This is a genomic window from Patescibacteria group bacterium (assembly GCA_040390045.1).
Classification (GTDB): Bacteria; Patescibacteriota; Minisyncoccia; order Phycocordibacterales; family SIBU01; genus SIBU01.
Genome location: JAZJZC010000003.1, coordinates 74,978 through 99,640 on the forward strand (window position 1 = coordinate 74,978; position 24,663 = coordinate 99,640).

The following is a 24,663-nucleotide window of genomic DNA, read 5'->3' on the forward strand; positions in this document are numbered from 1 at the left end:
AGCAAAAAATGTAAAATTCCGCGTCTTCCGCGTTTGTTCTGCGAAGTTCCGCGTGGCTTCACTAAAAACCCAAATATTCTAAAACTCTTTTGGCGAGCGGCTCACTATGCTCTTCTTCTGGAAGATATTTTTTAAGGTGGTCATGTACTGTGTCGGCAGGAATGTCTCGAATCGGAATTACGATGTAGGGTAATAATTTCTTTTTTGATTTTAAAATAATTTTATGTTCAACGTGTTGATCTTCAACACAAAAAGATTCTATCGATGAATAGAGATAGCGAATTTTACCCTCTTGAATGCCTCGGTTGTCGAGTTTAATTGGTAAAAGATTTGGCTTGCGGTTGGCGTAGAGCATCAGGGTACACAAACTCAGAATAATAAAGATGGCAAATAGCACATTGTTAAAAAGAACGGCGGTGATTGCGACAGAGACGGCGATGATTCCGACTGCCCAATACCAATCAGCACTTTTTTCCGTGTAGTTGTACTCGTAGGCTTCCCACTCGAGAACACCTTTTTTATTTTCCATCTCTTTATTTTACCTTGTTTTAAGAAAGTTGAGAAGTTGAGTAGGGTTAGAGAATGAGCAATTTTTTGCTTAAGCTCGCGCTTAGATTGATTACTCCTTTTTTGGTGAGCACCAAATCATCTTCAATGCGAACTCCGCCAATGTTGGGAATGTATATTCCAGGTTCGCAGGTTACTACAGCGCCTACTGGAAGCGGATCGGCTTGCTTTTGAGAAATAATTGGAAGTTCGTGAACTTCTAACCCGATGCCGTGGCCAGTGGCGTGGATGAAATATTTCCCGAAGCCACGCTTCGTTAAAAAAACTCGACAGATTGCATCAAGTTTCTCTCCTGTTATTCCAGCGCGGGCTTTTGAGCACGCCAACTCTTGAGATTTCAAAACTGTCTCGTAGATGGTTTTTAGGCGTGGGGAAATTTTTCCCATGGCGAGGGTTCTCGTGAGGTCAGAACAATAGCCTTTATATTTCACACCCCAGTCGATGAGGACCAAGTCGCCAGTCTGCAATTTTTTGTCTGAAGGAGATGAGTGGGGAAGCGCGGTGTTTTTTCCGGAAGCTATGATGGTGTCGAATGACATGCTGTCGGCACCTTCTTCCCTGCAAAGAACTTCCAATCGCGCCGCGAGATATTTTTCTGACGAACCAATTTTAATTTCGGGAATTAAACGTAGGAAGCCTTTCACGGCGATTTCAGCGGCTTTTCGGATGAGTGCAATTTCCCGGGAGTCTTTGACGATTCGCAATTTTTGAAAAATTCCTTTTTTAGAAATTACTTCAATTTCCGGAATGCCAGTTTTGATATTCTCAACGGAACTATAAAAAGTTTCTGAACCGTCAATCAAAACTTTCTGTATGTTTAATTTTCTGACGAGAGTTTTTAAGATTCCGCTCAGTGTGTCACCTGATTTGAAAATTATAACGGTAAAGCCCGCAGCTTCTTTTTGCGCTCGGCCATCATACCGCGAGTCTGTTGTGAGAAAGTTTTTTTTACTCGACATCAACAAGACTGAAGAGGAGCCCGAAAAGCCCGACAGATATTGGGTTGTCGGTTGCCCGCTTTCTTCGGAGTTTATGACAAGAAGAGCGTCGCAGGCTTCTTCCGTAAGAAGTTTTTTGATTTTTTGCTGGTGAGTCGACATCATCCCGTTACAATAACACATTCTATTTTTCTTACATTTCATTTAAGAAAAATCGCCGTCACAAAGACGCGCGATTTTGTTGCGGAGGAGGTGAGAGTTTCTCCTACAATTTTTTTCGCCGTCGCTCAAAAAATCCTAGGCGCCGGATTTCCGACACTCGCTGGTGCGAGCGTAGACCGGAAAACCCGTTCGAATCTCCCACGAAAAATCTTTGATTTTTCTTTCCTCTCGCAAATTAAAACCGCCCATAAAGGCGGTTTTATTTGCGGAGGAGGTGAGATTCGAACTCACGACACCCTTTCGGATGTGACAGTTTTCAAGACTGTTCCGTTAGACCGCTCCGGCACTCCTCCCCGCTACCAATTCAGGCATGATAGCCAAAAAACCCTCGATTTGCAATTTTAATTAATGTTACGTATCCCAGCTCCATGTTCTATGCTACGTGCTCCCGCCGTGTATAATGTTCTGTATGGCTTTTCTAGGAATTGATTATGGAAGTAAGCGAGTCGGAATTGCGTATTCTGACGAAACGGGGAAGGTGGCATTTCCACTCGCCATTTTGCCTAACAACAAAAGCTTGCTGCCATCAGTTGTAGGTATTATCGCGGATAAAAAAATTGAAAAAATTATTCTGGGCGAATCCAATAATCTCGACGGCACGCCAAATGCCATCATGAAAGACATCGAGATTTTTAAAAAAAATCTTTCAGAAGCTACCGGAATTGAAATTCATTTTGAACCCGAATTCTGGACATCGTTTCAAGCTGAGCGCTGGCAGGGGAAAACGGAACTAGTGGATGCTTCTGCAGCGGCGATTATTTTACAATCATTTTTAGATAGAAATATTAAATAACGATACTACCAATAGCGAATCACTTACGAATTTACAAATCAAAATCCATTCGTATATTTGTACAGATTTGTTATAGGTAATAAAATTGAAACGTATGATCACATTTGAAGACTTTAAAAAAGTGGAGATAACTGTCGGCAAGATTTTATCTGCAGAAAAAATTCCGGATACCGACAAGTTGTTAAAGTTGTCGGTTGATTTTGGTAACACCATCAGTAGCGATTCGGGCACGAGTGTACTAACGGGGGCAGAGGTGCGGGATATTCGTCAAATTGTTTCTGGGATTTCGGCCTATTTTCCTGACCCGGCTGTTTTGGTAGGGAAGCAGTGCATGTTTGTTACCAATCTTGAACCAAGAAAAATTCGAGGTTTTGATAGCAACGGCATGCTGTTTGCGGTTTCTACTCCAGATGGAAAGTTTTCATTACTCGAACCTTCGGGCGACATCCCACCCGGAACTAAGGCGAAATAGTATAAGTAGCAGGTAGTAAGTAGTGGGTAGATGTGAAATAATTCGCCTAGCCTATTTACTACTAACTACTCACTGTCGACTAATTACTATGCTTGATTTACTCGAACCTATTTTTTTGATCAAAACCCTCGGCGCTATCGGCATCATCACGATTGCCTTCGCCGAGTCCGGATTGTTTTTCGGATTTTTTCTTCCGGGCGATTCCTTGTTGTTCACGGCCGGTCTTGTGGCATCGCAAGGCTATTTACATTTTTGGGTAATTTTATTTGGCACGGTGCTTGCCGCAATCGCGGGGGATTCGGTTGGGTATGCTTTTGGCCGGAAGGTGGGGCCGAAACTTTTCACACGCGAGGATTCTTGGCTGTTTAAAAAATCCCATCTTGAACACACGAAAAATTTTTATGAAAAGTACGGCAAAAAAACTATTATTTTGGCTCGCTTCGTCCCGATCGTTCGAACCTTCGCCCCGATTTTAGCTGGTGTTGGTGGCATGGATTATAAAACCTTTATTTCATATAACATTATTGGCGGCGTGGCTTGGGCGGGAGGTATGGTAACTCTAGGCTTCACGCTTGGAAAAACTATTCCAAGCATTGACCGGTATATTCTGCCGATCGTCTTGGGGATCATTGTTGTGTCCCTTCTTCCTACGCTATTTGAATACCTCCGTAAAAAATCTTAGTAGTCACAGCTTGCCTTTCTGCCAGACACCGTAACGTAGTATACTATTGGTAAAGTTTCAAAATGATCGTCATTTGATTTACCATGAAAAAAAGTTTCTCAGAATTTTTTCCGATACCAAAATTTCTAGAAATGAGATCGGTGGGTCTCGCTATTTCTGAGCGTTCTGTCCACGCTATTGAATTTGTGAAAGGCCCCAAGGGTTTGAGGGTAGGGCGTTTTGGTCTTTGGAAAATTCCTGCCGGCGCTATTAAGGGCGGGTATGTCAACGACAAAAAAGTGGTCACTGATGTCTTGCGCAAATTACAGAAAGACCTTTCGATTGAGTTTGTCAGCGCTTCACTTCCTGAAGAAAAAGCCTATTTGTTCAAAACAGAATTTCCTAAAGCTGGAGTGACTGATTTGCGAGAAACGATCGAATTTCGCTTGGAGGACAACGCTCCCGTGTCCGCTCGTGACTCTTTATTTGATTTTGCGGTAATTCCCGGACAGCCGGACTCAGATCATGTCGACGTTAGCGTGTCGGTCTTGCCTACTAAGGTTGTCGAAGTGTATCTTGAAATTATAAAAGACGCGGGATTGAAACCTGTTTCCCTTGAAGTTGAGGCCACGGCTATTAGTCGCGCTGTTGTTCCCGCAAAAAATCTCGGAACTTTTTTGATTGTAAACGTTGGCAAAGTCAGTACCTACCTTTCTATTGTCAGTCGTGGCGTTGTGCAATTTAGCATCACGATACCTATCGGCGCCGATAGCTTAACGGCTGGTATCGCTAAACATTTTGCTGTTGATATGCCGGCGGCCAAAAAAATAAAAGAGGAGCGCGGGTTTGTTAAGGCCAAAGAAAATACTGAAGTATTTTTGTCTCTCGTAGACGCAGTATCCGGCATACGAGATGAAGTGAACAAGCTTTCGGTGTACTGGCAAACTCATCGAAATTCTCCGGGGGCTACTGGCAAAAAAATCGAAAAAATAATTTTGTGTGGTCGCGACACCAGTTTGGTTGGCTTCAGTGAATATTTGTCGACCTCAGTAAAAATTCCAGTTGAACTCGCCAATGTTTGGCAGAACGCATTTTCATTCGATGATTTCACACCATCTATCAGTTTTAGAGATTCACTCAATTATGCCAGCGCCATTGGGCTAGCCTTACCAGACGAAATTAACATGCATGTTTAATCTTTTACCAACAGAGGAAAAAGAAGGATTGGCGTATGAATACAACCTGAGGCTCGTTGTGGTTGTTTTGGTTTTTTTAATGATGCTGGGCGGAGTCGCACTCATTTCTCTTGTGCCATCGTTTTTCATTTTATATCAAAAAGAGAATTTTCTCACTAATAGGGAAGCCGATTTGAAAAAAGTGGCCACTTCGGTTTCTGGCGATAATCAGGCCACCGTCTTGAAGTTGGTGCGAGAGAAAATTACAGTGCTTGATGCTGAAAAGCTACCAACATATTTATATGAACTACTTGGCAAAATTTTGGATAACAAGATTGCCGGAATTAGGTTGAGTGGTGTCGAAATGAGCGAGGCCAACAAAGGCATTCGGCGCATCTCTATTTTAGGCAAAGCGAAAAATAGAGACGTGTTGTTTTCTTTTAAGCAGACGTTAGAGCGTGAGCCAAGGCTGTCTGCGGTCGAAGTTCCACCCTCAAATTTTGCCTCTTCGGCTGATATAAACTTTTCTATTTTAGCCAACACAAAGTAGTATGAAAATATCAGATATTTCAAAAATAGGAAAAGTTTGGAAGCTTTTTTCAGTAGCATTGCTCGGTACGGTTTTGGTGATAGCATTATACGTTTTTGTGTTTTCACAAATCTCTCAAAAAAAACAGCACATTGAAGCGTTGGCCAACTCTATTCAAACTTTGGAGGAACAAAATCAAGCTGTTGTGTCGGCCAAGGATAGCATTTCTGAAACCATTGATCTGCGAAATAAAATTGATGAATATTTCGTCGCTAAAGATGGTGAAGTTAATTTTTTAAATTTTTTACAAACTCTTGGTACCGAAGAAGGCCTATCGCTTGAAGTTTCTTCGGTGAGCATTGACCCTTCACCTGCAGCTTCCGGTGTTTTTGAGCTTTTAAATTTAGAGGTGCAGGTGCAGGGTCCGTGGTCAAATGTATCCCGATTTCTTGCTCTGTTAGAGCTTCTCCCATATAAAATTTCTATGGGTGATGTCGCTATACGCAAACAGTCTGATGCTGAACTTTCTGGAAATCAAAAAAAATCTACAGGCACAGGTCCGCAGTGGGTGGGGGATTTTAAAATGAGCCTTTTAAAATTTAAATAAATTATGAAATTGAGCAACGATATCAAGGGTTTTTATGGAAAATTTTTTGGAGCCACTCAAAAAAAGGCGGTTCCTCTTTCTCGTAGCGCCAAGACCTTGTTGCACTGGAAAATTATAGTAATTTCTTTTTTAGTGGCCGTGCTTTTGATTTTTGCGTACAGTTACTTTTTTTACGACGACGTTGTGAGTGGTGATTTGCCACAAAATGACAAGAAAGTGACGGCGAAGTCTGCTCAAACTCTCAGCAAACAACTTGGGGCAGTGGTCAACTATTTTGAAGTTAAAGGTGGTACTTTCCAAATTTTTAGAAATGATCGGTCAGTTCTGCCGGATCCTTCGTTGTAGGTTTCTGGTTGTTGGTTTTACATTTTTCAATTTTAGCTTTACACTTCACCAACGCCCTCGTAGCTCAATGGATAGAGCAGTGCTCTTCTAAGGCATTGATGCGGGTTCGATTCCCTCCGAGGGCACCAAATAAAAAATTCCCGGAAGGGAATTTTTTATTTGGTGCCCGAGAGGAGCCAACGATTTGGCTCCGTGAGGAAATTGGGGTACTGCTTTTGTAAGGGGAGATTCGCTCGCGACTCAAATTTTGCGGTCAGGACTTTTTGTTCGGCCGTCGCCTCACAAAAGTCACGAAAGAAAGACTCGTTGTGGTCAGGAATAATTTTGTTTTCGTCAAAACAAAATTTTCACGAAGTCTCTCGACACTCACTACTGTTCGCCTGCCTCGACTGTTTTGTCTGCTGACGAAACATGTCTCAGGCTCGCACAAGTCCGAAAAAATCTCCAGTCATGGAGATTTTTTGGCTTGTGCGCGCTGAGAGATTTCGAAACTTACAGTTTCAGTACCCGCGATTGGATTTTTTCTACGTTCAGAAACTAGAAAAAATGCTCAATCGGGCTTCGAATCTCTCACGGAAGCGTCCCACGCTTCCTAGCGCCACAACTCACTTCGTTCGTTGTGCGCGCTGAGAGATTCGAACTCCCGACCCTCGCAGTGTAAATGCGATGCTCTAACCAACTGAGCTAAGCGCGCGGATAACAATAGATTATAGCATTACTGAGTAATTATCAAATTTTGCTATACTATGAGTTATGATTCGTCAGATTGAATGTGTGGTATCAGGAAAAGTTCAGGGTGTTCTCTATCGAGATTTTACACGCCGAAAAGCGCGGAGACTCGAACTTACCGGCATCGTAGAAAACGTGCCAAATGGCACGGTATATGTTTTAGCGCAAGGTGAAGAAGAATTGCTTAAAAAATTTATCACCGATTTAGAACAGGGCAGCATTTTTTCAAAGGTGGATGCGGTGCGTGTGTCGTGGTCAGAAGTCAGGCAAGTTTTTAAGGACTTTAGAATTCAATATAGAAATATATCTGATTGGTTTTAAGTCATGAATCTTACATCTACCCCAAAATGTGTCGGCATCATCATGGACGGAAATCGTCGGTGGGCTAAAGCTCGTGGGTTACCAACTCTCGAAGGTCATAGGCGAGGATATGAAAAATTGAAAGATGTTTTAAGGTGGGCAAAAAGTTTAGGCGTCGAGCACGTGATTGTCTTTGCTTTTTCAACCGAAAATTGGAATCGATCTGAAACGGAAGTTTCCTACCTATTAGATTTATTTAAGATGGTACTTACTTCGGAATTAGAAACATTAAAAAAGCAGGGCATTAGGGTACGCTGTGTCGGTGCGCTTTCGCGTTTTTCATCAGACCTGCAATTGCTTATGGCCAAGGCGGAAAAAGAAACGCTGTCTCTCGCTGGGCCAACTCTTGTCTTGGCACTGTCCTACGGTGGGCGCGCCGAGATTGTGCAGGCTACTCAGAGGCTCATCGATTCAGGAGCAAAATCAGTCAGTGAAGAAACTTTTGGTAAAAATCTTTGGACTTCTGGTATTGCTGATCCCGATATCATAATCCGCACCGGAGGAGAGATGCGACTTTCAGGTTTCCTGCCTTGGCAGTCCGTTTACAGCGAATTGTTTTTCACGGAAACTTTTTGGCCAGATTTTTCTGAAGCAGAATTTAAAAAAGTAATTGAGGAATTTTCAGAGCGCGAGCGACGAATGGGGCGCTAAATCACAGAGCATGTAACACGTAGCATGCAGCAAGGGGTTGCAGAAAAGTCCCTAATGCTCTATGTTTTATGTTACATGTTACATGTTTCCATTCTCTACGAAGACAAGGACGTATTGGTTATAAACAAGCCGGCTGGTCTTGTAGTACACGCAGACGGTAGAACTACGGAACCAACCCTGGTGGATTGGATTTTAGAGCACTATCCGAAAATTAAAGAAGTGGGAGAGCCGTTGAAAGTAGATTCAAGATTTAAGATTCAAGATTCAGGAGAAGGGAAGGCTCAAGGTGTTCCCGATTCTATTCCTGAATCCAAAATCTTGAATCCTGAATCTGTTATCTACCGTCCCGGCATTGTTCACCGCATTGACCGCGACACATCGGGCGCTTTAGTGATTGCAAAAAATCAGAAAACCTTTTTGTTTTTAAAACAGCAATTCCAAGATCGAGAAGTCGAAAAATCTTACCGAGCATTTGTGTACGGTGTGGTCAAGGCAGACGAAGGTGTTATTGACCGGCCAATTTCCCGAAGCCGTAAAGATTTTAGAATGTGGTCGGCGCAACGTGGAGGCAAGGGTGCAGAGCGTGAGGCTGTGACTGAATATAAAGTCTTGGCGAGAATTCCTGTTGCTGCGGGAAAGATTGGCGGGGACAGTGAAGGTTTTTCTTTTTTGGAATTAAAACCAAAAACTGGCCGTACGCATCAAATTCGTGTTCACCTCAAAGCTATCAATCACCCGGTTGTTTGTGACACTCTGTATGCACCCAAGAGAGAAGCGGCTTTTGGTTTTACTCGATTGGCACTTCACGCGTTTTCTATAAAATTTATTTTACCAAAAGGTAAACAAGTCAGTGTTGAGGCACCCTATCCTAAAGATTTTATCAATGCTCTTGAGCAAATTGGTTTAGCTTTAAAATCTGCATAAAGACCGGCTCAGTAGGAGGAAGAAAGCCCGGGTCTTGAGTCTTAAATCTACCTGTGATAGAGTACTGCAACTATGGCAACCAACGATTTTACCATTTCACCGATCGACGTTGAGGCTCGAAAGAAGCTTGATATTCGCGCTGGAGACACTGTCCGCGTCTGGCAGAAATTCACTGAAAAGGTGATGGAAAAGGATAAAATGAAAGAAAAAACTCGCACCCAAGCGTTTGAAGGTTTGGTGTTGGCCCGAAAGCACGGCAAGGAATCTGGCGGTACATTTACGGTACGAAAAGTTATTGACGGAATTGGAGTTGAAAAAATATTCCCTGTTTTTGCGCCATCGATTGAAAAAGTAGAAGTGTTGCGCCGCTCTAAAGTTCGACGAGCTAAGCTCTATCACATTCGTGATAAGGCCGCTAAAGAAATTCGCAGACAAATGAGAAATACCAGAATGATGCCGACAGTGGAAGAGGTCTCAGTAGTTCCAGAAAAGGCTGCAGAAGAAACAAAAGCTTAACAGAAAAAATCCCCGATTCGCTCTGCGAATCGGGGATTTTTTAAAAAGTTGAAACTGTGGCAAGTTTTGTGCCATAATGAGCCGGTGACATTTGCCCAGGTGGAGAAATTGGTAGACTTACTACCTTGAGGTGGTAGCGCCGTAAGGCATGCAGGTTCGAGTCCTGTCCTGGGCACAAACGAGCGAAGCGAGTATGGCCGGGATGTAAGCTCTGGGAGAGCTTACATAAGGACTCGAAGACCTTTGATAGTTTTCTGGAGTGTAATCACGAACAGAAAACAGAAAAGGTGTACTGAAACTGTAAGTTTCGAGATTCCTGTCCTAGGCAATAACTTTCGTTACTCTAATAATTTATTCTACTTTAATGCTCTACACTCGCGCTGGAGACAAAGGAACCACTAAAACTTTTGCCTGCGATCAAAGAATTAGTAAGAGTTCTGCCGTGGCAGAGGCGCTCGGCTCGCTCGACGAAGTCAATTCTTTTTTAGGTTTGTGCAAGGTGCGTTCGGAAGCTTTAAGCTACAAGCTTAAAGCTGTCAGCTTCCCGAAAATTGTTCACGGTATTCAGCAAAACCTTTTTATTGTTCAAGCCGAATTGGCAGGTTCGCCAAAAAAAATTGAAAAGAAAAAAGTAAAAGAAGTCGAAGCCTTTGTTGATGCAGCTGAGAAAGAATTACCCCCAATCAAAACTTTTTTTATTTCAGGGGGCACTGAGCTTGCATCGTTTTTTGATGTTTCTCGTACTCTCGCCCGACGAGCGGAAAGGCGAGTGGTGGCAGTTTCTGAATCTTTCAACATGCCTTTAGACAAGGAGGGAAAGCAAAAAATTGGACCTGAAACTTTGGCCTATCTCAACCGGCTCTCGTCACTTTTGTATGCCTTGGCAAGATTAAGTAATCACTTCGGAGGAATTAAAGAGCAGCCACCTAATTACAAATAAGCTTGAAGCTTTTAGCTTTTAGCTGTAAGCTTCCTCATGATGGTGACTATGGTGTAGCGGTAGCACAGTTCCCTGTGGAGGAATAAGTTCGGGTTCAACTCCCGATAGTCACCCACGATAAAAGCGGCGCGAGCCGCTTTTTGAGTGTGTGACTAAGGAAGTCGGCGACCCGACTTCCGGTCGGGAGTTGAAAACCTTCTCCTAAATTTCTGAGACATTCTCATGACGAAGAAATAGGAAAGGTGTACTGCTCCTGTAAGGAGAAACTCCCGAAAAATTTCGAGGGAAGCTCCCGATAGTCACTTAAATTTTAGATCCAAAATATTTCGCAAGACCGTATTGAACAACTAAAAGCGGAGAAATAATGCCCAAAATGATACCTAGATTAGCGAGGGAAATGTTTGGTGTGGCAACAGTGAAGAATATCGTAAGCCATGGAATATTGAAGACTGCCAGTAACAACAAAAACTCGGCCATACCAAGGAAAAGGATTTCCACTTTTTGCGATCTTGTCACCGTTTCTTGGAAAACTTTTGGCGCGAAGACGAAGAAACTGAAACCAAAAATAATAAAGGCGAAGGAGACGAGGGTGTTCGGCTCTGCTAATTTCAAAAAATTTTGATTTAAGAAAAATATCGCGGCCACCCCAATAGTTTGAATGACTGATGAGGCAAAAGCAAAAGGCAGAACTCGTTTCAAAAACAAACCGCCGCTTGCTCTGCGAACTTTTGCCGGAGAGCGAACAACCCAATACGAAATAAGTGCTCCAGGTAAACCGATGACGCAGTAGTTGATCAGTGTGACGTTGAAAGGCGTGAGTGGGTAGGATATGTTTGCGATGCTGGTGATTATGAAAAACAAAAGGCCAATGAAGGTTTGGCTGAGAAACATACTTGAAAACATTTCAAGGTAGCGAATGATGTTGTCTGCCAATTCAACTCCTCCGGGGAGCGCGGAAAAACTGTTGTTGGTGAGAACAACTGACGCGAGACTTCGTATGGCTGGCGCGCCATCAAACATAGCAATGCCGAGGTCGGCGCTTTTGATGGCAAGCGCGTCGTTAGCGCCGTCGCCAATCATGGCCGTGAAGCCGTCTTTCTTAAAAGCTTCAATAATTTGGCGTTTTTGTTCTGGCAAAATACCAGCGAAGATGGCGTAGGATTTTACCTTTGTTTCGAAGTCTCGCTCGTTCCACAATTTCAATTCTTTACCACTGATTACGGTGTCGCTATTTTTCACTCCCGCCGCCGCGGCAACCGCGGCGGCCGTTTCCGGATTATCTCCCGAAATAATTCTAATATTCACACCTCGATTTTGGAAAAAATCGATAGTTTCGCGAATGCCTGGGCGAAGATCGCTATGAAATACAAAAACAGCGACTACGGAAAGTTTTGTTTGGTCCAAACTCTCAAGAGGCGTTTCTTCGGAGGCTCGGAAAAAACATAGACTGCGTTCTCCTTTGGTGGCCAGGGCAGCTAAAAGTTTTTCCAGCCAGAGTTTTTCTTCTTCACGTTCCATGTGCGGCAAGAAAATCTGTGCAGGCCCCGCGAAAATAACTTCTCCTTTCCCTGAACTATTTTTCAGAAGTGTCGCACCATATTGTCGCCATGAGGAAAAGGGAAGCGCTTTTAAGATTGTGCCACCGTAACTTTTAGTGAGAAACTTTTTAATGGCATCGACTGTTTGTGATGAGTCGCCCGAACCTTCAAGGTATCCTGCAGAAAGCTCCTGTGCTTCTTCTTTTGTCACGCCGTCGGGGACTGAAATATCTTTGACCGACAAAATATTTTCGGTGATGGTGCCGGTTTTATCCATGCAAAGATTTTTGATGCGCCCGAGTTTCTCTGTGGCGTTGACCTCTTGAAGCAAGACGTGCTTGCGGAACAGGTTGGCCGCTCCGTAGGCAAAAAACAACGTGACAGCAAACACCAAACCTTGTGGCACCAAAATACTGGTTAAGGTTCCGATTTCCAGAACGACGTTTACTGCCGATTCATGGAGGATGATTCCACGCGTAACGACAAAGGCTAAAGAGATAATCAGAATGTAACTGAAAACTTTTATAATTTTCTCAGATGATTTTTGAATTAAACTCGCGTTCGTGGAATATTTTTTAATACCCTCAGTCATTCGAGCAATTCGGCTTTCAGTAAACGGAGTTTCGATTTCGATAGTGCTCGAGCCTGATGTGATAACCGAGCCGGCAAGAAGCGAGTCGGAATCTTTTTTGTTAATGGAGTCCGATTCTCCGGTTATCAAACCCTCGTTTACTTCTAGGTTGAAAGCATTGAGGACCCTGCTATCACAAGGGACCTGATCGCCGATTTTTAGTTTAATGACATCTCCTTTTTTAATCTGCTCCACCAAAATCAATTCCTCCGTTTTATCTTTCTTCACTCGCAATACTCGTGGCGCGGTCAAGAGTTGCAATTTCTGAAGTGCTCTCCATGCGCTGATGTCTTGAATTAAACCGAGAGAGGAGTTTATAACAACGATGATGCCAAGAAAAATTCCCGCGCGGACGTTACCAAAAGCGATAAGTAAAATTACGACTGCAATAATAATGGCATGCGTCATGAGAAATACATTCCGGTAGATGATGTATCCCAAATCACGAAGGTTGAGCGAATCTAATTTCATTCTGGAATTATAGCAGAGAGTGGCATTGGCAAAAGCTCCAAAGCCCAAGTGCACCATTAAATTTGCTACAATACCCCCATGACTCAAGAGGCGGCTTTCACAATTTTAAAAACCGGGGCCAACGTTTTTTTGACGGGGGAGCCCGGCTCCGGAAAAACGCATAGCGTTAATCGCTACGTGGAATATTTGCGTGAACATGACATTGAACCAGCCATTACCGCTTCAACTGGCATTGCTGCGACGCATATTGGAGGTGTGACTATTCACTCATGGTCCGGCATCGGCATTGCCAAAGTTTTGTCGGAACAAGATCTCGATAAAATGGGAACCAACGAACGATTGACCAGGCGTGTTTCTCGCGCCAAAGTTTTGATCATTGATGAGATTTCAATGCTCGATGCTTTAACACTGACCGCGGTTGATCAGGCGTGTCGCGCACTCAGAAGAAATCAAGAAGTTTTTGGCGGACTTCAGGTGGTGTTTGTGGGAGATTTTTTTCAGTTACCGCCAATCTCGAGAATGGGTGAGCCACCATCGAAGTTTGCCTTTATGTCGCCATCGTGGAAGGATGCGTCGCCACTTATTTGTTATCTCACCGAGCAACACCGTCAGGATGACGAACAATTTATTTCCTTTTTATCGAGTCTTCGCAGTGGGGATGTGGATGAGGGTGCTCATTTAGCGCTCACCGAGAGAAGAATTGAACCAAAAGCCGGAGCGGCGCATACCCATACGCGATTGTATTCGCATAATATTGATGTCGACAAAGTGAATAATCAAAAATTAGCCGCCATTGCGAGCGACGTTCGTGAGTTTATTATGGATTCAGTTGGGCCGGAGAGATTATTACTCGGACTTAAAAAAGGCTGTTTGTCGCCGGAACGATTGTTGCTTAAAGTTGGCGCGCGAGTGATGTTTACCAAAAATAATTTTGAAGAAGGTTTTGCCAATGGAACACTCGGAGAAATTTCCGGCTTTAGTGACACTGGCGCTCCAATAGTCGCGACGCTCGGCAGCGCTAAAATTGCAGTTGAGCCGATGGAGTGGACGATTACTGATGGTTCAAAAACTTTGGCTAAAATTACCCAAGTGCCGCTTCGACTTGCCTGGGCCATAACGGTGCACAAAAGCCAAGGTATGACACTCGATGCGGCGGTGATTGATCTTTCTCAGGCGTTTGAATACGGCCAAGGCTACGTAGCGCTTTCACGAGTCCGTTCATTTTCGGGTTTGTTTTTACTCGGGTACAACCAGCGCGCGCTTGAAGTCCACCCAGACATTTTAGTTGTTGACAGTAAGTTTAAGGAGCAGTCGGAAGAGGCGGGCGATGCTTTTGAAAAATTGTCCCCAGCAGAACTTCAAAAAATGGAGAAAAATTTTATTCGAGCTTGTGGAGGAACTCCTGAGAAGATACAACCTAAGAAACTTAAAAGTTTAAAAAAGAAAATTCCTGGCGTGACAACATACGACGAAACCTTTGACTTGTGGAAGGCGGGGAAGTCAATCGCCGAGATTGCAACGTTGCGTGAGATCGGCACGCGAACGGTCACTGCTCATTTTGAGGAACTTTTCATGCGAGGAAAAGTCACTACAGACGATTTGCGGAAAATTATTTCAATCGAGGCCGAAAAAAATTTAACCGAAATTAGAGCAGTGTTTAAAGAACTGGGCTCTGAAAAATTGGCACCGGTGTTTGAGGCACTCGGCAAAAAATATTCATACGATGATCTCAATCTCATTCGCGCCGCATTTTTGAAATAGATTTCATTCCTCCTTTCCTAAAGGAGGTGGCCGAGTCTTCGAGGTCGGAGGATTTTTAAATCCCTCGTCTCATAAGAATGAGCCACTCCTTTTAAGAAAGGGAGAATTAAAAAACTTGTGAAGCCACATTTCGCCCACATTTTTACTGTTGTATACTTATAGTAATGAAACAGAAAAAAAATGTAAAAAATTATCGCTTTGCCAATGACATATCGATCATTCTTTTGAGTGCTGTGGTGGCCTACGGGCTCGTGCGATCAGGTGTGGTCAGTCATTTTTTGTCAGCCACAGAAGGCTACAAAGTCATCGGTAGTTTCATTGCAGGTATTTTTTTCACCTCGGCCTTTACCATTGCACCAGCCTCGGTAGCTCTAGCTGGGTTAGCCGCTTCAGGCCCCATGTTTGTCGTAGCTTTTTGGGGCGCGCTCGGCGCGGTCTTTGGTGATCTCCTTTTATTTTTCTTTATTCGCGATGTGTTCGCCGATGACTTAATAAAAGTCTTGCGAAAGTTTTGGCGCAAGCATTTTTTCGCTTCGTTTCATTTAGGATTCTTGAAGTGGCTTTTGCCGGTACTCGGGGGAATTATTATCGCGTCGCCACTGCCCGATGAACTGGGCCTCGCCTTGATGGGCGTTTCAAAAACCCGATTGATTTTTTTAATTCCTATTTCTTTCGTATTTAACTTTTTTGGCATTCTGCTACTTGCAATGATTGTTCGAACGGTTTAGTTTTTCTGATTATGACTGAACCGGAAATTATTATCGATGGAAAAAAATTTAAAATCGTCCGACAGAGTCGCCGAGGCGAGGTTACCGTTTACACCTCTGGAAAGTTTTATGCTCGGGTGGGGAAGCCAGAAGTGGTGGCGGCAATGTTGTCGCTTCATAAAAAATTCGATTCATTTGGTTTTCCAGTTGCGCCTACTGTAGGTTCTGGCGAATTTGAATCGCAAGCCTATTTTATTGAAGAGTCACTTGGTGATGAGTGTTTTAGTTTTCTGTTCAAACATGACTTTGACAAGGACGGGGTGATTTCGCCTGAGTTGTTCGAGCGGTTTATTTCAGTTTCCGAAAAATTTGCGCGTGCCCAACTTCGCTCCGCCACCGTAGACATGACAGATGTCTCTTTCACCAAGCTTGTCGGGCCGGATGATTTGAAAGATGAATTGCCGGAATTTTCGCAAAGAATTTCTGAGCGTTATCAGCAAGCTCTCACAGGGCTCAAAGTTTTCCCTCAAGTTTTAACACAGGGTGATTTTAACCCTCACAATATTTTTCCTAAAGGTGTTATTGATTTTGAGGAAACCTATTATGGACCGGCCGGATATGACCTCGTAACCAACATTTTTAGCAACGAGTATTTTCCAAGTGTTACTGGTTATGAATACATTCGCCTCAGTTCTTTTACTGATGAGCAGAAAGCCCTGTACTACAAGAGGCTCGACGCAATTTACATAGCGGCAGGGTTGCCGAAAATTTCTGATTATCTTCAGCATTTTGAATTTCTCCGAGCCATCTGGCTTGTGAAAAGGAATCATCGGATGCCCAAGCTCCAACAATGGCGCTACGAGCTTTTTAAGAAAAATTATCTGTTGTAATTTTTCGACGATTTCCCAACCTTGACCTTTTAGATTTTGTAGGCCAGTATTAGATTTGGACATACTTTTGCGCACGCAAAAGACTTTTGATGTCCTAGTTTTTCCCCCGCGGGGAACGGCTAAAACCTGGGAGACCTCCTCGAGGTTTCTCGCTTCAGAAGTGATCAGTACCATGAAAATAAAAGATCGAGTGCCTGAAGCCATACCTTGCTCGGATGAGCAAAGAGCGTGGCTTGTTTCTAAGTTGGCGACCAGCAAGGCCTTCAGGGTTTGTCGCGGCCAGTTCGACAGAAGCCCCGTGGATTTTATCGATGACATTCGCAGGGAGTTCCCTGGTTTAACGAAGAGTCAGTTTTCGGCGAAACTTCATGCACGTTTAGGTGCAGTTCGAATCATGGCGGAGTTGTACAACTCGCTTATGGAAAAATATTGGAATGTTGCCGCTGATGACTTGCGCAACGCGTTACTCAACCGCTCTTACTTCCTTGTTGGGGAAACAGTTCCAATTCACGAAACTACGCCGATGACACTCGTGGTTTTTGATCCCGAGAAAACGTTCGCCATGCTTCACTGGCTTTTTGTTAACTCTATAGTGGAGCTTGGTTCGTTTGCCGGTGTTTCAATGTACAGGCATCAGGCGGTATTGGAATTAAGCGAACCTACCAGAAAACTAGGCGCTCTTTTCCCTAGCTTGTGTGCCGATTGCAAACATCAACAACGACAAGGTGACGACCTGACTGCCGCTTTGTGGGTAGTTCACGCGAGGGAAGTTTTGAATTTATTTAATATTCCCAAATCCGCCATGTCGTTGGCTATTCATCACGAGTATCACATGCCAATGCTACGGGAAGCTGGTGGTTCCAACTTTGGTTTTTGGCATCCGTTCGCTTTTCTCTTTGTTGGGAAAGAGCAAGGTGAGGTGCTCGAAGGCTACAGCAGACTGCAGCAAGGAAAAATTGCCTCCTGGCAGTTTCGGATTCCAGCGGTTTATAGGAATTGGACCCCGACAAAGTTTGAGTTCGGTTTCCATCCCGAAGTCCAACACGAGCTTTGGGAAAGGAAATTTCCAGCCTTTGTCAGCAAAAAGGTTTCAGCTGGCCATGGCGTAGTTTTGTTCCCACCTCGCGGGCCAATTGACGAGAAAACAGCGTATTGTGGACGATTCGAAGAATATTTGCAAAATCGGACCGGCCGATTTTTACTCAAACACGTTACCGGTGATGGTCAATGGAGGTGGGAGCCAGAGGAATATTTTTGTTATCAGTGAAAGTTTTTGTGTATGCCACCACCTTGGTGGCATTTTTTATTTTTCCAACAGTTTCTAGACACTAAGTGTCTAGCTTTTGTAATAACTTCCTCTCTTCGAGGTTACATTTAATATAAGTTTTGCTATACTCCTTTTACTTATGCCCTCAAAAATCACCAAAGCCTTACTTCCAGTCGCCGGTCTTGGGACCCGTTTTTTGCCAGCGACCAAGGTCATGCCAAAGGAAATGCTTCCTGTGGTTGATAAACCAGTCGTCCAATATCTTGTAGAAGACGTCGTGGCCTCAGGCATAAAGGAAATTATTTTTATCACCGGACGTGAGAAGCGAACTATCGAAGATCATTTTGATGTGGCGCCAGGACTTGAGGGTACACTCGAAGCAAAGGGGAAACCTGAGCAAGCGAAGCTGATTCGGGACATTTCAAATCTCGCTGAATTTTCCTACGTTCGCCAGAAGGATGCTCGTGGAGATGGACACGCCTTATTGCAAGCACGGAGACTTATCGGAGACGAACCGGTGCTCGTAGTTTTTGGCGATTGTTTGTACGACAGCGACGTGCCAACCTGCAAACAACTTTTGGATTCCTATGAAAAATTTAACGCGCCGATTCTTGGTCTTGCCGAAATTCCGAAAGATGAGGTTTCAAAGTTCGGCGTTATCGATGGCACAAAAATTGATGACAAGCACTGGGAAATAAAATCTTTTGTGGAAAAGCCAAGTGTGGAAACTGCGCCGACCAACATTGTGGTGCCCGGGAAATATATTATTACGCCGCAAGTTTTTGATGCACTCGAGGAGTTAAATAAAAAAGGCGGATTTTCTGGTGAACTTCGACTGGCGAACGCATTTGAGCTCATGCTCTCCCGCGGTGAAAAAATTTACGGACGAATGCTGGAAGGTGAATGGCTCGACACGGGAGATAAATTTAATTTCATGAAAGCCAACATTCATTTTGGTTTGAAACATCCAGAACTGGGCCCAAAACTCAAGGCCTATCTTAAAAATCTATAGCGTACTAATTTAAAGTGGCTCAGGTTACTCCAAATTAGTTTAAAATAACCAAAAACCCAATACCTGTTACTTTAGTCAACTAAAGTAACAGGTATTGACAAAAAATTCTGTTTTGCTACACTTTAGTCAACTAAAGTAATTAGTTTGTGAGAATTTGAAGAAGAGAAGAACAAGCTGAATTTAGTTACACAGACACCACATGAAAAAAACCAGAGGCAAAGTTAAAAAAACATGGGACAATGCTCGCACCGAGGCTCTGGTAAAGGCATTTTCAGTTTTGCGAAACGGTTCCGAAATCAAAGCCTTTTTGCGAGATTTACTTACGGAAGCGGAACTGGTTGAGTTTGGCCATCGTTTTTATGTGGCTCAAATGCTCGATAAAAAGGTGCATTACAACGCTATTAGCGAAACAACCGGTTTGAGTTCAACGACTATCGCTCGGGTAAAGAAGTGGGTGAAAGGCGGAATGGGAGGGTATCGTATCGCACTCTCACGGTTCCCAAAAAAGAAATAGATGAAGAAATAGAAGTTTACCGAATTTTTTTAAAATAATTACTTTAGTTAACTAAAGTGCAGAGAAAATATATTACGTGTATGAAAAAGAAACAACTAACAAAAATAAAAGCAGAAAAACCATTAGACCAAAAAAGAAAATTACAAATTGGTGTTATCGGGTCTGCGTCGCAAACCGAATATCCTGGGAAAGGTGGGGCGTCACAAGCTATGGAGAAAGCGGCCGAAGATATCGGTTTTCTTTTGGCGCAGCGGGGAGCTGTTGTCGTGACTGGTGGTAAAGGTGGGATTATGGAAGCGGCTGCTCGTGGCGCCAAGAGGGGTGGAGGAGTAACCGTTGGAATAATTAAAGGAAATCGTCGTCGAACATCGAACAAATTTACTGACGTTGAAGTGCTGACGGGTATGGAGGCGGACGGTATGGATGAACTTTTTCTTGTTTTAATGTCGGATGCACTTATCGTACTTGGCGGTGGCGCCGGGACGCTTCAAGAGATTGCAATTGCCTATCGCAACAAAAAGCCGGTCGTCGTTTTGGGTGGCATGGGCGGATGGGGCGAGAAGTTGGTAGGGAAATTTGTTGATGAGCGTCAATTAGTCAAGCTCATCAGAGCCAAAACACCAAAGGACGCAGTTACTAAAGTTTTATCTCTAGTTTAAATTTATGAAGAGCCAACGAAACAAAAATTTTAATATCACTCATCATTCCCTCAATTTTCTTATGAAAAGAGATTGGGTGTGATTTTTATTTTCAAGGTGCTCACCATCAATCCCTTTTCAGAAGGGATTTTTCTTTTGGAAAGAGTGTGCTCTTTGTAAACCTAATCACGATCGCTTGAAGAAAGTTAAAAATGAAAATCAAATATAGAATTAACGAGACGGTTTCGACTAACGGCCTTGTTCTCATCGCTCCAACTTGTATCAGTTCAAAAAGTCTCAGTGTGTTACAGGAAATTGCTTGGGAGGATGGGAAAAAACTTCTCTCATTTTATGAATCCACTCTTGCTGAGAGTCTAGATCAACTGCTCTGCACATTTTGCGATCTCAACGGAGTTAAGAAAGAGGAGGCCTTACTTGTGTTTCCTGGCGCGAGTGCGGTTGATGTTTGTAGAGGCTCAGTCTTTAAAGATTCGTATACGTACAAACATGTCTACGCCAAACGTTTTTGGTTTCCCGATCAAGATCCCGTAGTTACAGTTGGAGAAATTTACACGAGAAGGTTTATCAATTCCGGAATTAGAGCGATTCTTGTTTTGGACGATGTTATTAGTTCTGGTCAAACTCTCGTTAAACTTCGTGAGCGCAATGCTTGGAAGTTTCCTAATGCGGTTTGGCATGCTGGTAGCTGGATAACCAGAAAGAACAGCCTTAAGGGTTATGAGACCCTCTATTCCTCACTGCTTGTTGCGCATTCTTCCGATAAGGGCTTGAAGGTTCCTATCAATTCTTTGAGCACTCTCTGTGAGTGTGGCGGAGAAGACGTGAGACGGGCGTACGCCACAAAACACTTCAAAAGATTGTCAGAAGACTTTTTGAAGTTTTTCGAGAAAGTAGTTGTTAAAGAGTGGATCACAAGACCCGGGATTAGCGATTCTTGTTATTGAGTTAGATACGTTTCAAGCCAGCAAAACCATTGCTGGTTTTTTTATTTATTCATACCTCAGTGCCTCCATAGGACTTTTTTCAGCGGCTTTTTTGGCAGGGTAGATACCGAAGACAAGTCCAATCGTAGCCGAAACACCGAGACCGAGCAGGGCACCGAGCCATGGGAAACTAAATGACCAATCGATAGCGGCAAATTTCGTGAGGAGTTGAGCGATAATAAACGAGAGTCCTGTTCCAATTAAAATTCCGATGAACCCTCCTAACACCGTGAGTACTGTTGCCTCGATTAAAAATTGGGTCAGGATATCTTTATTAGTAGCGCCGATTGATTTTCGCAAACCAATTTCTTTGGTGCGTTCAGTTACTGAAACGAGCATGATGTTCATGATGCCAACACCACCAACAAAAAGGGAAATCGATGCCATGGCAACGAGAAATAAGGTAAGAGCGGTCGTGATTGATCCGAGTCTACTCGCAAGGTCAGCTTGGGTTTGAACAAAGAAATCGTCCTTTTCAGGGTCGGTAATGCCGTGGGAATTTCGTAAAGTGATGCGAACATCTTCTGCCACGTTGTCGATATTTTTTTCGCTGTCGGCTTCAACGATCAATCGATGAAAATATTTAATACCGAAAATATATTCTTGGGCAGTGGTGTAGGGAATCATGGCGATTTCGTCAAAGTTGAAAAATGACACCTGGCCTTTTTTGGGCAGAACACCGATGACTCGTAGATTTAAATTTTTGATTCTAATTTTTTGACCAACGGCTTCGCTCGATCCGAAAAGTTCTTCTTTAACTTTTGAGCCGATAACCACGACATTTGCCCGGGCTTTGACATCATCCTCGGTGAAAAATTGCCCCTCTTCAGGTTCAAGATCAAAAATACTCGACATGAGTTCGGTGCCTCCGAAGACCGTTAGTCGGTAGGTATTACTTTCGTAGAGTCCGGTTTCTCCGCCGAAAACTACGGGCATCACTTTAGAAAGATTGGGCACATTTTGTTTTTTATTCAATTCAATCAAATCTTTTTCCTTGAGTGAGTCGCTAAAAAGTTGGGCGGAATCCGACGGTCCCTTGGGTTCGCGTCCCGGAATGACCGCTACGGTTTTGGTGCCGAGACCTTGGACTTGAGAGAGAATAAAATTCTGGGCTCCCGCTCCGAGTGACATAACCAGAATGATCGAGGTGATACCGATGACAATACCGAAGATCGTCAAAAAGGAACGAGTTTTGTTCGTCTTAAGTCCGGTGACGGCATTTTTTACACTATAGGTAAGTTTCATAAATTATTTTACAAATTTTTCAAACGCCTTTCTTCGATTGGAAACGATTTCATCGCTCTGAATCAAGCCGTCAGACAGGCGGATGATTCTTTTGGCATTTTCCGCGGTGTAGGTTTCGTGGGTGATAAGAATGACGGTGTGTCCGTTATCATTAAGTTTTTGAATGAGCTCCATAACAATTTGGCCCGATTTTGAGTCGAGGTTTCCGGTTGGTTCGTCTGCGAAAATAATTTTCGGTTTATTAATGAGAGACCGAGCGATAGCGACGCGCTGGCGTTCACCTCCTGAAAGTTCCGAAGGTTCATGCGTCAATCGGTGTGACATGCCGACGGATTCAATCGCTTCACGGGCCAGTCTATCCCAATCTTTTTCTGGAACACGAGAGTAGAGAAGGGGAAGTTTTACGTTCTCGAGTACTGTGGTGCGGGCCAGGAGGTTGAAAGTTTGGAAAATAAATCCCACTTCTTCGTTACGCATTCTCGCCAATTCAAGATCGCTGTACAGCGCCACATTTTTTCCTTGGAAAAAATAATCACCGTCGCTGTGTTTGTCGAGAAGGCCTAAGATGTGGAGCAGGGTGGATTTTCCTGATCCCGATGGTCCCATGATCGCCACAAAGTCACCTTCGTTTATGGAAAAGGAAACATCCTTAAGTGCCGTGGTTGAGACACCTTCGTCGCTATAGGTTTTGTTTAGATTTTTTACTTCAATTAGGGGCATTTTTATTTTCCGGTGGCCATTACAGTTTCTCCGGCTTCAAGCCCACTCAAAATTTCAATGTCTCCATTTGATCCTCTGATTCCGACAGTTACTTCTCGCTCTTCAAGATTTTTTCCATCCGTGGTTACTCGAACAAATTTCTTGCCGAGTTTTTCGTAAACAGCGCGTTGTGGAAGGGAGAGTGCATTTTTACGTTCGGCTGTTTGGATGTCGGTGTTGGCAGTCATGCCCGATCGGATTCGCGCGTCATCTTTATCAAATTCTAGCGTGGCTTTGTAGGTCGACACATTATCAATAATAGTTTCCGCGGGATCAACTTTGACTACATGACTACTAAACACCACATCGCTTCCATAGGCATCGAGTGTAATGTCAGCCGGATTGCCCACAGCGATTTTTGCTACATCAACTTCAGGTACGAAGGCTTCCACTTTAAAATTTCCGCTCATTACAGCAACGATAGGGGAGTTGCCACTGGCGATTTGACCGATCTTTCCATCTTGCTTGGTGATAACTCCGGAAATAGGACTGACAATATAGGTTTTAAGAAGAAGGGCTTGAGCATTTCTGACGTTAGCTTTGGCGCTGTCGATATCTGCTGTCGCACCCGCCAATACTTCTACCGTTGCAGGAGCCTTGGTCAGTTCGAGATCATTTTTTGATGTTTGTACTGTAATTTTTTGAGTGGCGATGGTTTGAATTTGGTCGTTAATGTTGGTGAGCGCTGTGTTGATATTGGTTCGAGCGGTACTGAGCGCATCTTTGTCCGTCGCGAGCGTACTTTCTGAAAGATTGATAGCGGCGTTCAATACTCGGCTGGTTTTTATTAAAAAGTCATTGGCTGCGAGCAAGTAATCTTTTGCCTGCGACAAAGCCTTTTCGGTTTCGAGGGTAGTGGTGAGCGGTGTTTGAATTAAATTTTTAAAATTACTGAGCATACCTTGCATACTGAAACGCGCCGCCTGGGCATCAATAACAGCTTGCTGGTCTCCTGAGTTAAAATTAATTTGAGGATTTGAAGACGAGGTATTTCCGAAAAGAATATCAGCCTGGCGGTGTATGGCGTTGTCAGTTTTGTTGTAGGCGTCGAGAATAATATTTGGCGCTTGTGAATAATCGGTTGCCAAATCTGATTCAGCTTTTGCTAACCCAGATTCTTTTAGGGCGATTTCTTCGGGGCGGCCACCGGCTTTAAGGTCGTCAAAGTGGGCTTGTTTTGAAGCCAGTTTAGCTTGAGCATCTTCGACGGCAGAAATTTCAACACCATTTTCAAGCGCCAGGACAATGCTTCCGGCGGTTACATGATCACCAACATTGGCGTTAATTGATCTGATTCGGCCTCCTTTTTCAAAGGCCAATTCCACCGCTTCTTTGGCTTTAACCGCACCAGAGACAGTAACCTCCTGTGACAGATTTTCTAGTTTTGCCACGACGGTAGTAGTAAGAGTTGGTTTTCTGTTTCCGAAGTAGGTTAGGAGAAGCACCACAAAAACTACAATTGCAATGGGGATGTATACACTTTTTTTCTTGAGGAAATCTAATTTCATTTTTTTGTTTTAAGTTTCTGAATAATATTTTGAATCGTGGAGAGATGCGATGCAAATTTTTCAAGGTTGGATACTTTTGCTATGCCGATCATGTCTTCATCTTTAGCAAACACGATCAGTTTGTCGCCCTTTTTCAACTTAAGATTATTTCGTATTTCAGAGGGAATGACAACCTGCCCCTTTTCTCCAAGAGTGGTGATACCGATAGAATGTTTGTTTGGTTTTAACATAGTTTTTTGTGAAGAAGTATGAAATGTAGGATTTATCATACACCCTACAAAACCTCTGT

Annotated in this window: 27 protein-coding genes and 5 tRNA genes; 23 read left to right on the forward strand and 9 right to left on the reverse strand. The window is 43.5% G+C overall.

Going from position 1 to position 24,663, the window contains the following annotated elements; all coding sequences use genetic code 11:
- Positions 1–61 precede the first annotated feature (61 nt).
- The 3 genes from V4467_03205 to V4467_03215 all read right to left on the reverse strand — a co-directional run bounded on the left by V4467_03205 (position 62) and on the right by V4467_03215 (position 2,020).
- On the reverse strand, positions 62–529 hold the full coding sequence (locus V4467_03205; GenBank protein MES2087976.1) for a hypothetical protein: 468 nt from the start codon (positions 527–529) through the stop codon (positions 62–64).
- A 46-nt stretch (positions 530–575) separates the two neighbouring features.
- Complete coding sequence (locus tag V4467_03210) at positions 576–1,670, reverse strand: aminopeptidase P family protein (protein ID MES2087977.1); 1,095 nt, start codon at positions 1,668–1,670, stop codon at positions 576–578.
- A 263-nt stretch (positions 1,671–1,933) separates the two neighbouring features.
- Positions 1,934–2,020: transfer RNA gene (locus V4467_03215), tRNA-Ser, on the reverse strand.
- 116 nt (positions 2,021–2,136) lie between these two features.
- Between V4467_03215 and ruvX the strand changes: the two genes are divergently transcribed.
- From ruvX to V4467_03255, 8 genes are all read left to right on the forward strand, one after another.
- Positions 2,137–2,520, forward strand: coding sequence for a Holliday junction resolvase RuvX (gene ruvX / locus V4467_03220; GenBank protein MES2087978.1), 384 nt, complete (start codon positions 2,137–2,139; stop codon positions 2,518–2,520).
- Positions 2,521–2,614: 94 nt separating this feature from the next.
- On the forward strand, positions 2,615–2,992 hold the full coding sequence (locus V4467_03225) for a hypothetical protein (GenBank protein ID MES2087979.1): 378 nt from the start codon (positions 2,615–2,617) through the stop codon (positions 2,990–2,992).
- Positions 2,993–3,080: 88 nt separating this feature from the next.
- The gene (locus tag V4467_03230) at positions 3,081–3,674 is read left to right on the forward strand and encodes a VTT domain-containing protein (protein MES2087980.1); all 594 of its coding nucleotides are present in this window, start codon (positions 3,081–3,083) and stop codon (positions 3,672–3,674) included.
- 83 nt (positions 3,675–3,757) lie between these two features.
- The gene (gene pilM, locus V4467_03235) at positions 3,758–4,849 is read left to right on the forward strand and encodes a pilus assembly protein PilM (GenBank protein MES2087981.1); all 1,092 of its coding nucleotides are present in this window, start codon (positions 3,758–3,760) and stop codon (positions 4,847–4,849) included.
- Positions 4,842–5,378 (forward strand): hypothetical protein, encoded by a 537-nt coding sequence (locus tag V4467_03240; GenBank protein ID MES2087982.1) that lies wholly within the window; start codon positions 4,842–4,844, stop codon positions 5,376–5,378. The genes pilM and V4467_03240 overlap by 8 nt, the downstream gene beginning before the upstream one ends.
- 1 nt (position 5,379) lies before the next feature.
- The gene (locus tag V4467_03245; protein MES2087983.1) at positions 5,380–5,964 is read left to right on the forward strand and encodes a hypothetical protein; all 585 of its coding nucleotides are present in this window, start codon (positions 5,380–5,382) and stop codon (positions 5,962–5,964) included.
- A gap of 3 nt (positions 5,965–5,967) precedes the next feature.
- A complete protein-coding gene (locus tag V4467_03250; GenBank protein MES2087984.1) occupies positions 5,968–6,309 on the forward strand; it encodes a hypothetical protein in 342 nt (113 codons plus the stop codon).
- 53 nt (positions 6,310–6,362) lie between these two features.
- A tRNA-Arg gene (locus tag V4467_03255) sits at positions 6,363–6,437 on the forward strand.
- Between the two features lie 492 nt (positions 6,438–6,929).
- Here V4467_03255 and V4467_03260 read toward each other — a convergent pair.
- Positions 6,930–7,003 (reverse strand) — tRNA-Val (locus tag V4467_03260).
- Between the two features lie 59 nt (positions 7,004–7,062).
- Here V4467_03260 and V4467_03265 point away from each other — a divergent pair.
- The 7 genes from V4467_03265 to V4467_03295 all read left to right on the forward strand — a co-directional run bounded on the left by V4467_03265 (position 7,063) and on the right by V4467_03295 (position 10,542).
- Entirely contained in the window at positions 7,063–7,359 is a 297-nt protein-coding gene (locus tag V4467_03265; GenBank protein MES2087985.1) for an acylphosphatase, read from the forward strand.
- 3 nt (positions 7,360–7,362) lie between these two features.
- On the forward strand, positions 7,363–8,049 hold the full coding sequence (uppS, locus tag V4467_03270; protein MES2087986.1) for a polyprenyl diphosphate synthase: 687 nt from the start codon (positions 7,363–7,365) through the stop codon (positions 8,047–8,049).
- A 75-nt stretch (positions 8,050–8,124) separates the two neighbouring features.
- On the forward strand, positions 8,125–8,973 hold the full coding sequence (locus V4467_03275) for an RluA family pseudouridine synthase (GenBank protein MES2087987.1): 849 nt from the start codon (positions 8,125–8,127) through the stop codon (positions 8,971–8,973).
- A 72-nt stretch (positions 8,974–9,045) separates the two neighbouring features.
- Entirely contained in the window at positions 9,046–9,489 is a 444-nt protein-coding gene (gene rplS / locus V4467_03280) for a 50S ribosomal protein L19 (GenBank protein ID MES2087988.1), read from the forward strand.
- Between the two features lie 93 nt (positions 9,490–9,582).
- Positions 9,583–9,664 (forward strand) — tRNA-Leu (locus tag V4467_03285).
- A gap of 189 nt (positions 9,665–9,853) precedes the next feature.
- Positions 9,854–10,429: a cob(I)yrinic acid a,c-diamide adenosyltransferase gene (locus V4467_03290; protein ID MES2087989.1), complete on the forward strand. Its 576-nt coding sequence runs from the start codon at positions 9,854–9,856 to the stop codon at positions 10,427–10,429.
- 42 nt (positions 10,430–10,471) lie between these two features.
- Positions 10,472–10,542, forward strand: a tRNA-His gene (locus tag V4467_03295).
- Between the two features lie 190 nt (positions 10,543–10,732).
- On the opposite strand, the gene V4467_03300 is transcribed toward V4467_03295, so the two are convergent.
- Entirely contained in the window at positions 10,733–13,069 is a 2,337-nt protein-coding gene (locus V4467_03300; GenBank protein MES2087990.1) for an HAD-IC family P-type ATPase, read from the reverse strand.
- Between the two features lie 78 nt (positions 13,070–13,147).
- Here V4467_03300 and V4467_03305 point away from each other — a divergent pair, with 78 nt between their 5' ends.
- From V4467_03305 to V4467_03340, 8 genes are all read left to right on the forward strand, one after another.
- Positions 13,148–14,830 (forward strand): helix-turn-helix domain-containing protein, encoded by a 1,683-nt coding sequence (locus V4467_03305; GenBank protein MES2087991.1) that lies wholly within the window; start codon positions 13,148–13,150, stop codon positions 14,828–14,830.
- Positions 14,831–14,994: 164 nt separating this feature from the next.
- Positions 14,995–15,558, forward strand: coding sequence for a hypothetical protein (locus tag V4467_03310; GenBank protein MES2087992.1), 564 nt, complete (start codon positions 14,995–14,997; stop codon positions 15,556–15,558).
- 11 nt (positions 15,559–15,569) lie between these two features.
- Positions 15,570–16,427 (forward strand): aminoglycoside phosphotransferase family protein, encoded by an 858-nt coding sequence (locus tag V4467_03315; GenBank protein MES2087993.1) that lies wholly within the window; start codon positions 15,570–15,572, stop codon positions 16,425–16,427.
- Between the two features lie 172 nt (positions 16,428–16,599).
- Positions 16,600–17,694 carry a hypothetical protein gene (locus V4467_03320; GenBank protein MES2087994.1) on the forward strand — a complete coding sequence of 365 codons (1,095 nt, stop codon included), beginning with the start codon at positions 16,600–16,602 and terminating at the stop codon, positions 17,692–17,694.
- A 139-nt stretch (positions 17,695–17,833) separates the two neighbouring features.
- Positions 17,834–18,706, forward strand: coding sequence for a UTP--glucose-1-phosphate uridylyltransferase (locus tag V4467_03325; GenBank protein MES2087995.1), 873 nt, complete (start codon positions 17,834–17,836; stop codon positions 18,704–18,706).
- A gap of 199 nt (positions 18,707–18,905) precedes the next feature.
- The gene (locus V4467_03330; protein MES2087996.1) at positions 18,906–19,220 is read left to right on the forward strand and encodes a YerC/YecD family TrpR-related protein; all 315 of its coding nucleotides are present in this window, start codon (positions 18,906–18,908) and stop codon (positions 19,218–19,220) included.
- Between the two features lie 80 nt (positions 19,221–19,300).
- Positions 19,301–19,879, forward strand: coding sequence for a TIGR00725 family protein (locus V4467_03335; GenBank protein ID MES2087997.1), 579 nt, complete (start codon positions 19,301–19,303; stop codon positions 19,877–19,879).
- 191 nt (positions 19,880–20,070) lie between these two features.
- The gene (locus tag V4467_03340; protein MES2087998.1) at positions 20,071–20,823 is read left to right on the forward strand and encodes a hypothetical protein; all 753 of its coding nucleotides are present in this window, start codon (positions 20,071–20,073) and stop codon (positions 20,821–20,823) included.
- Positions 20,824–20,868: 45 nt separating this feature from the next.
- Here V4467_03340 and V4467_03345 read toward each other — a convergent pair whose 3' ends face one another.
- Genes V4467_03345 through V4467_03360 form a run of 4 tightly spaced genes read right to left on the reverse strand, consistent with a single transcriptional unit; the run spans position 20,869 to position 24,643 of the window.
- Positions 20,869–22,107, reverse strand: coding sequence for an ABC transporter permease (locus tag V4467_03345; protein MES2087999.1), 1,239 nt, complete (start codon positions 22,105–22,107; stop codon positions 20,869–20,871).
- Positions 22,108–22,110: 3 nt separating this feature from the next.
- Positions 22,111–22,827 (reverse strand): ABC transporter ATP-binding protein, encoded by a 717-nt coding sequence (locus V4467_03350; GenBank protein ID MES2088000.1) that lies wholly within the window; start codon positions 22,825–22,827, stop codon positions 22,111–22,113.
- 2 nt (positions 22,828–22,829) lie between these two features.
- Positions 22,830–24,374: an efflux RND transporter periplasmic adaptor subunit gene (locus V4467_03355; GenBank protein MES2088001.1), complete on the reverse strand. Its 1,545-nt coding sequence runs from the start codon at positions 24,372–24,374 to the stop codon at positions 22,830–22,832.
- The gene (locus V4467_03360; GenBank protein ID MES2088002.1) at positions 24,371–24,643 is read right to left on the reverse strand and encodes an AbrB/MazE/SpoVT family DNA-binding domain-containing protein; all 273 of its coding nucleotides are present in this window, start codon (positions 24,641–24,643) and stop codon (positions 24,371–24,373) included. Before V4467_03360 ends, V4467_03355 begins: the two co-directional genes overlap by 4 nt.
- Between the last annotated feature and the right edge of the window lie 20 nt (positions 24,644–24,663).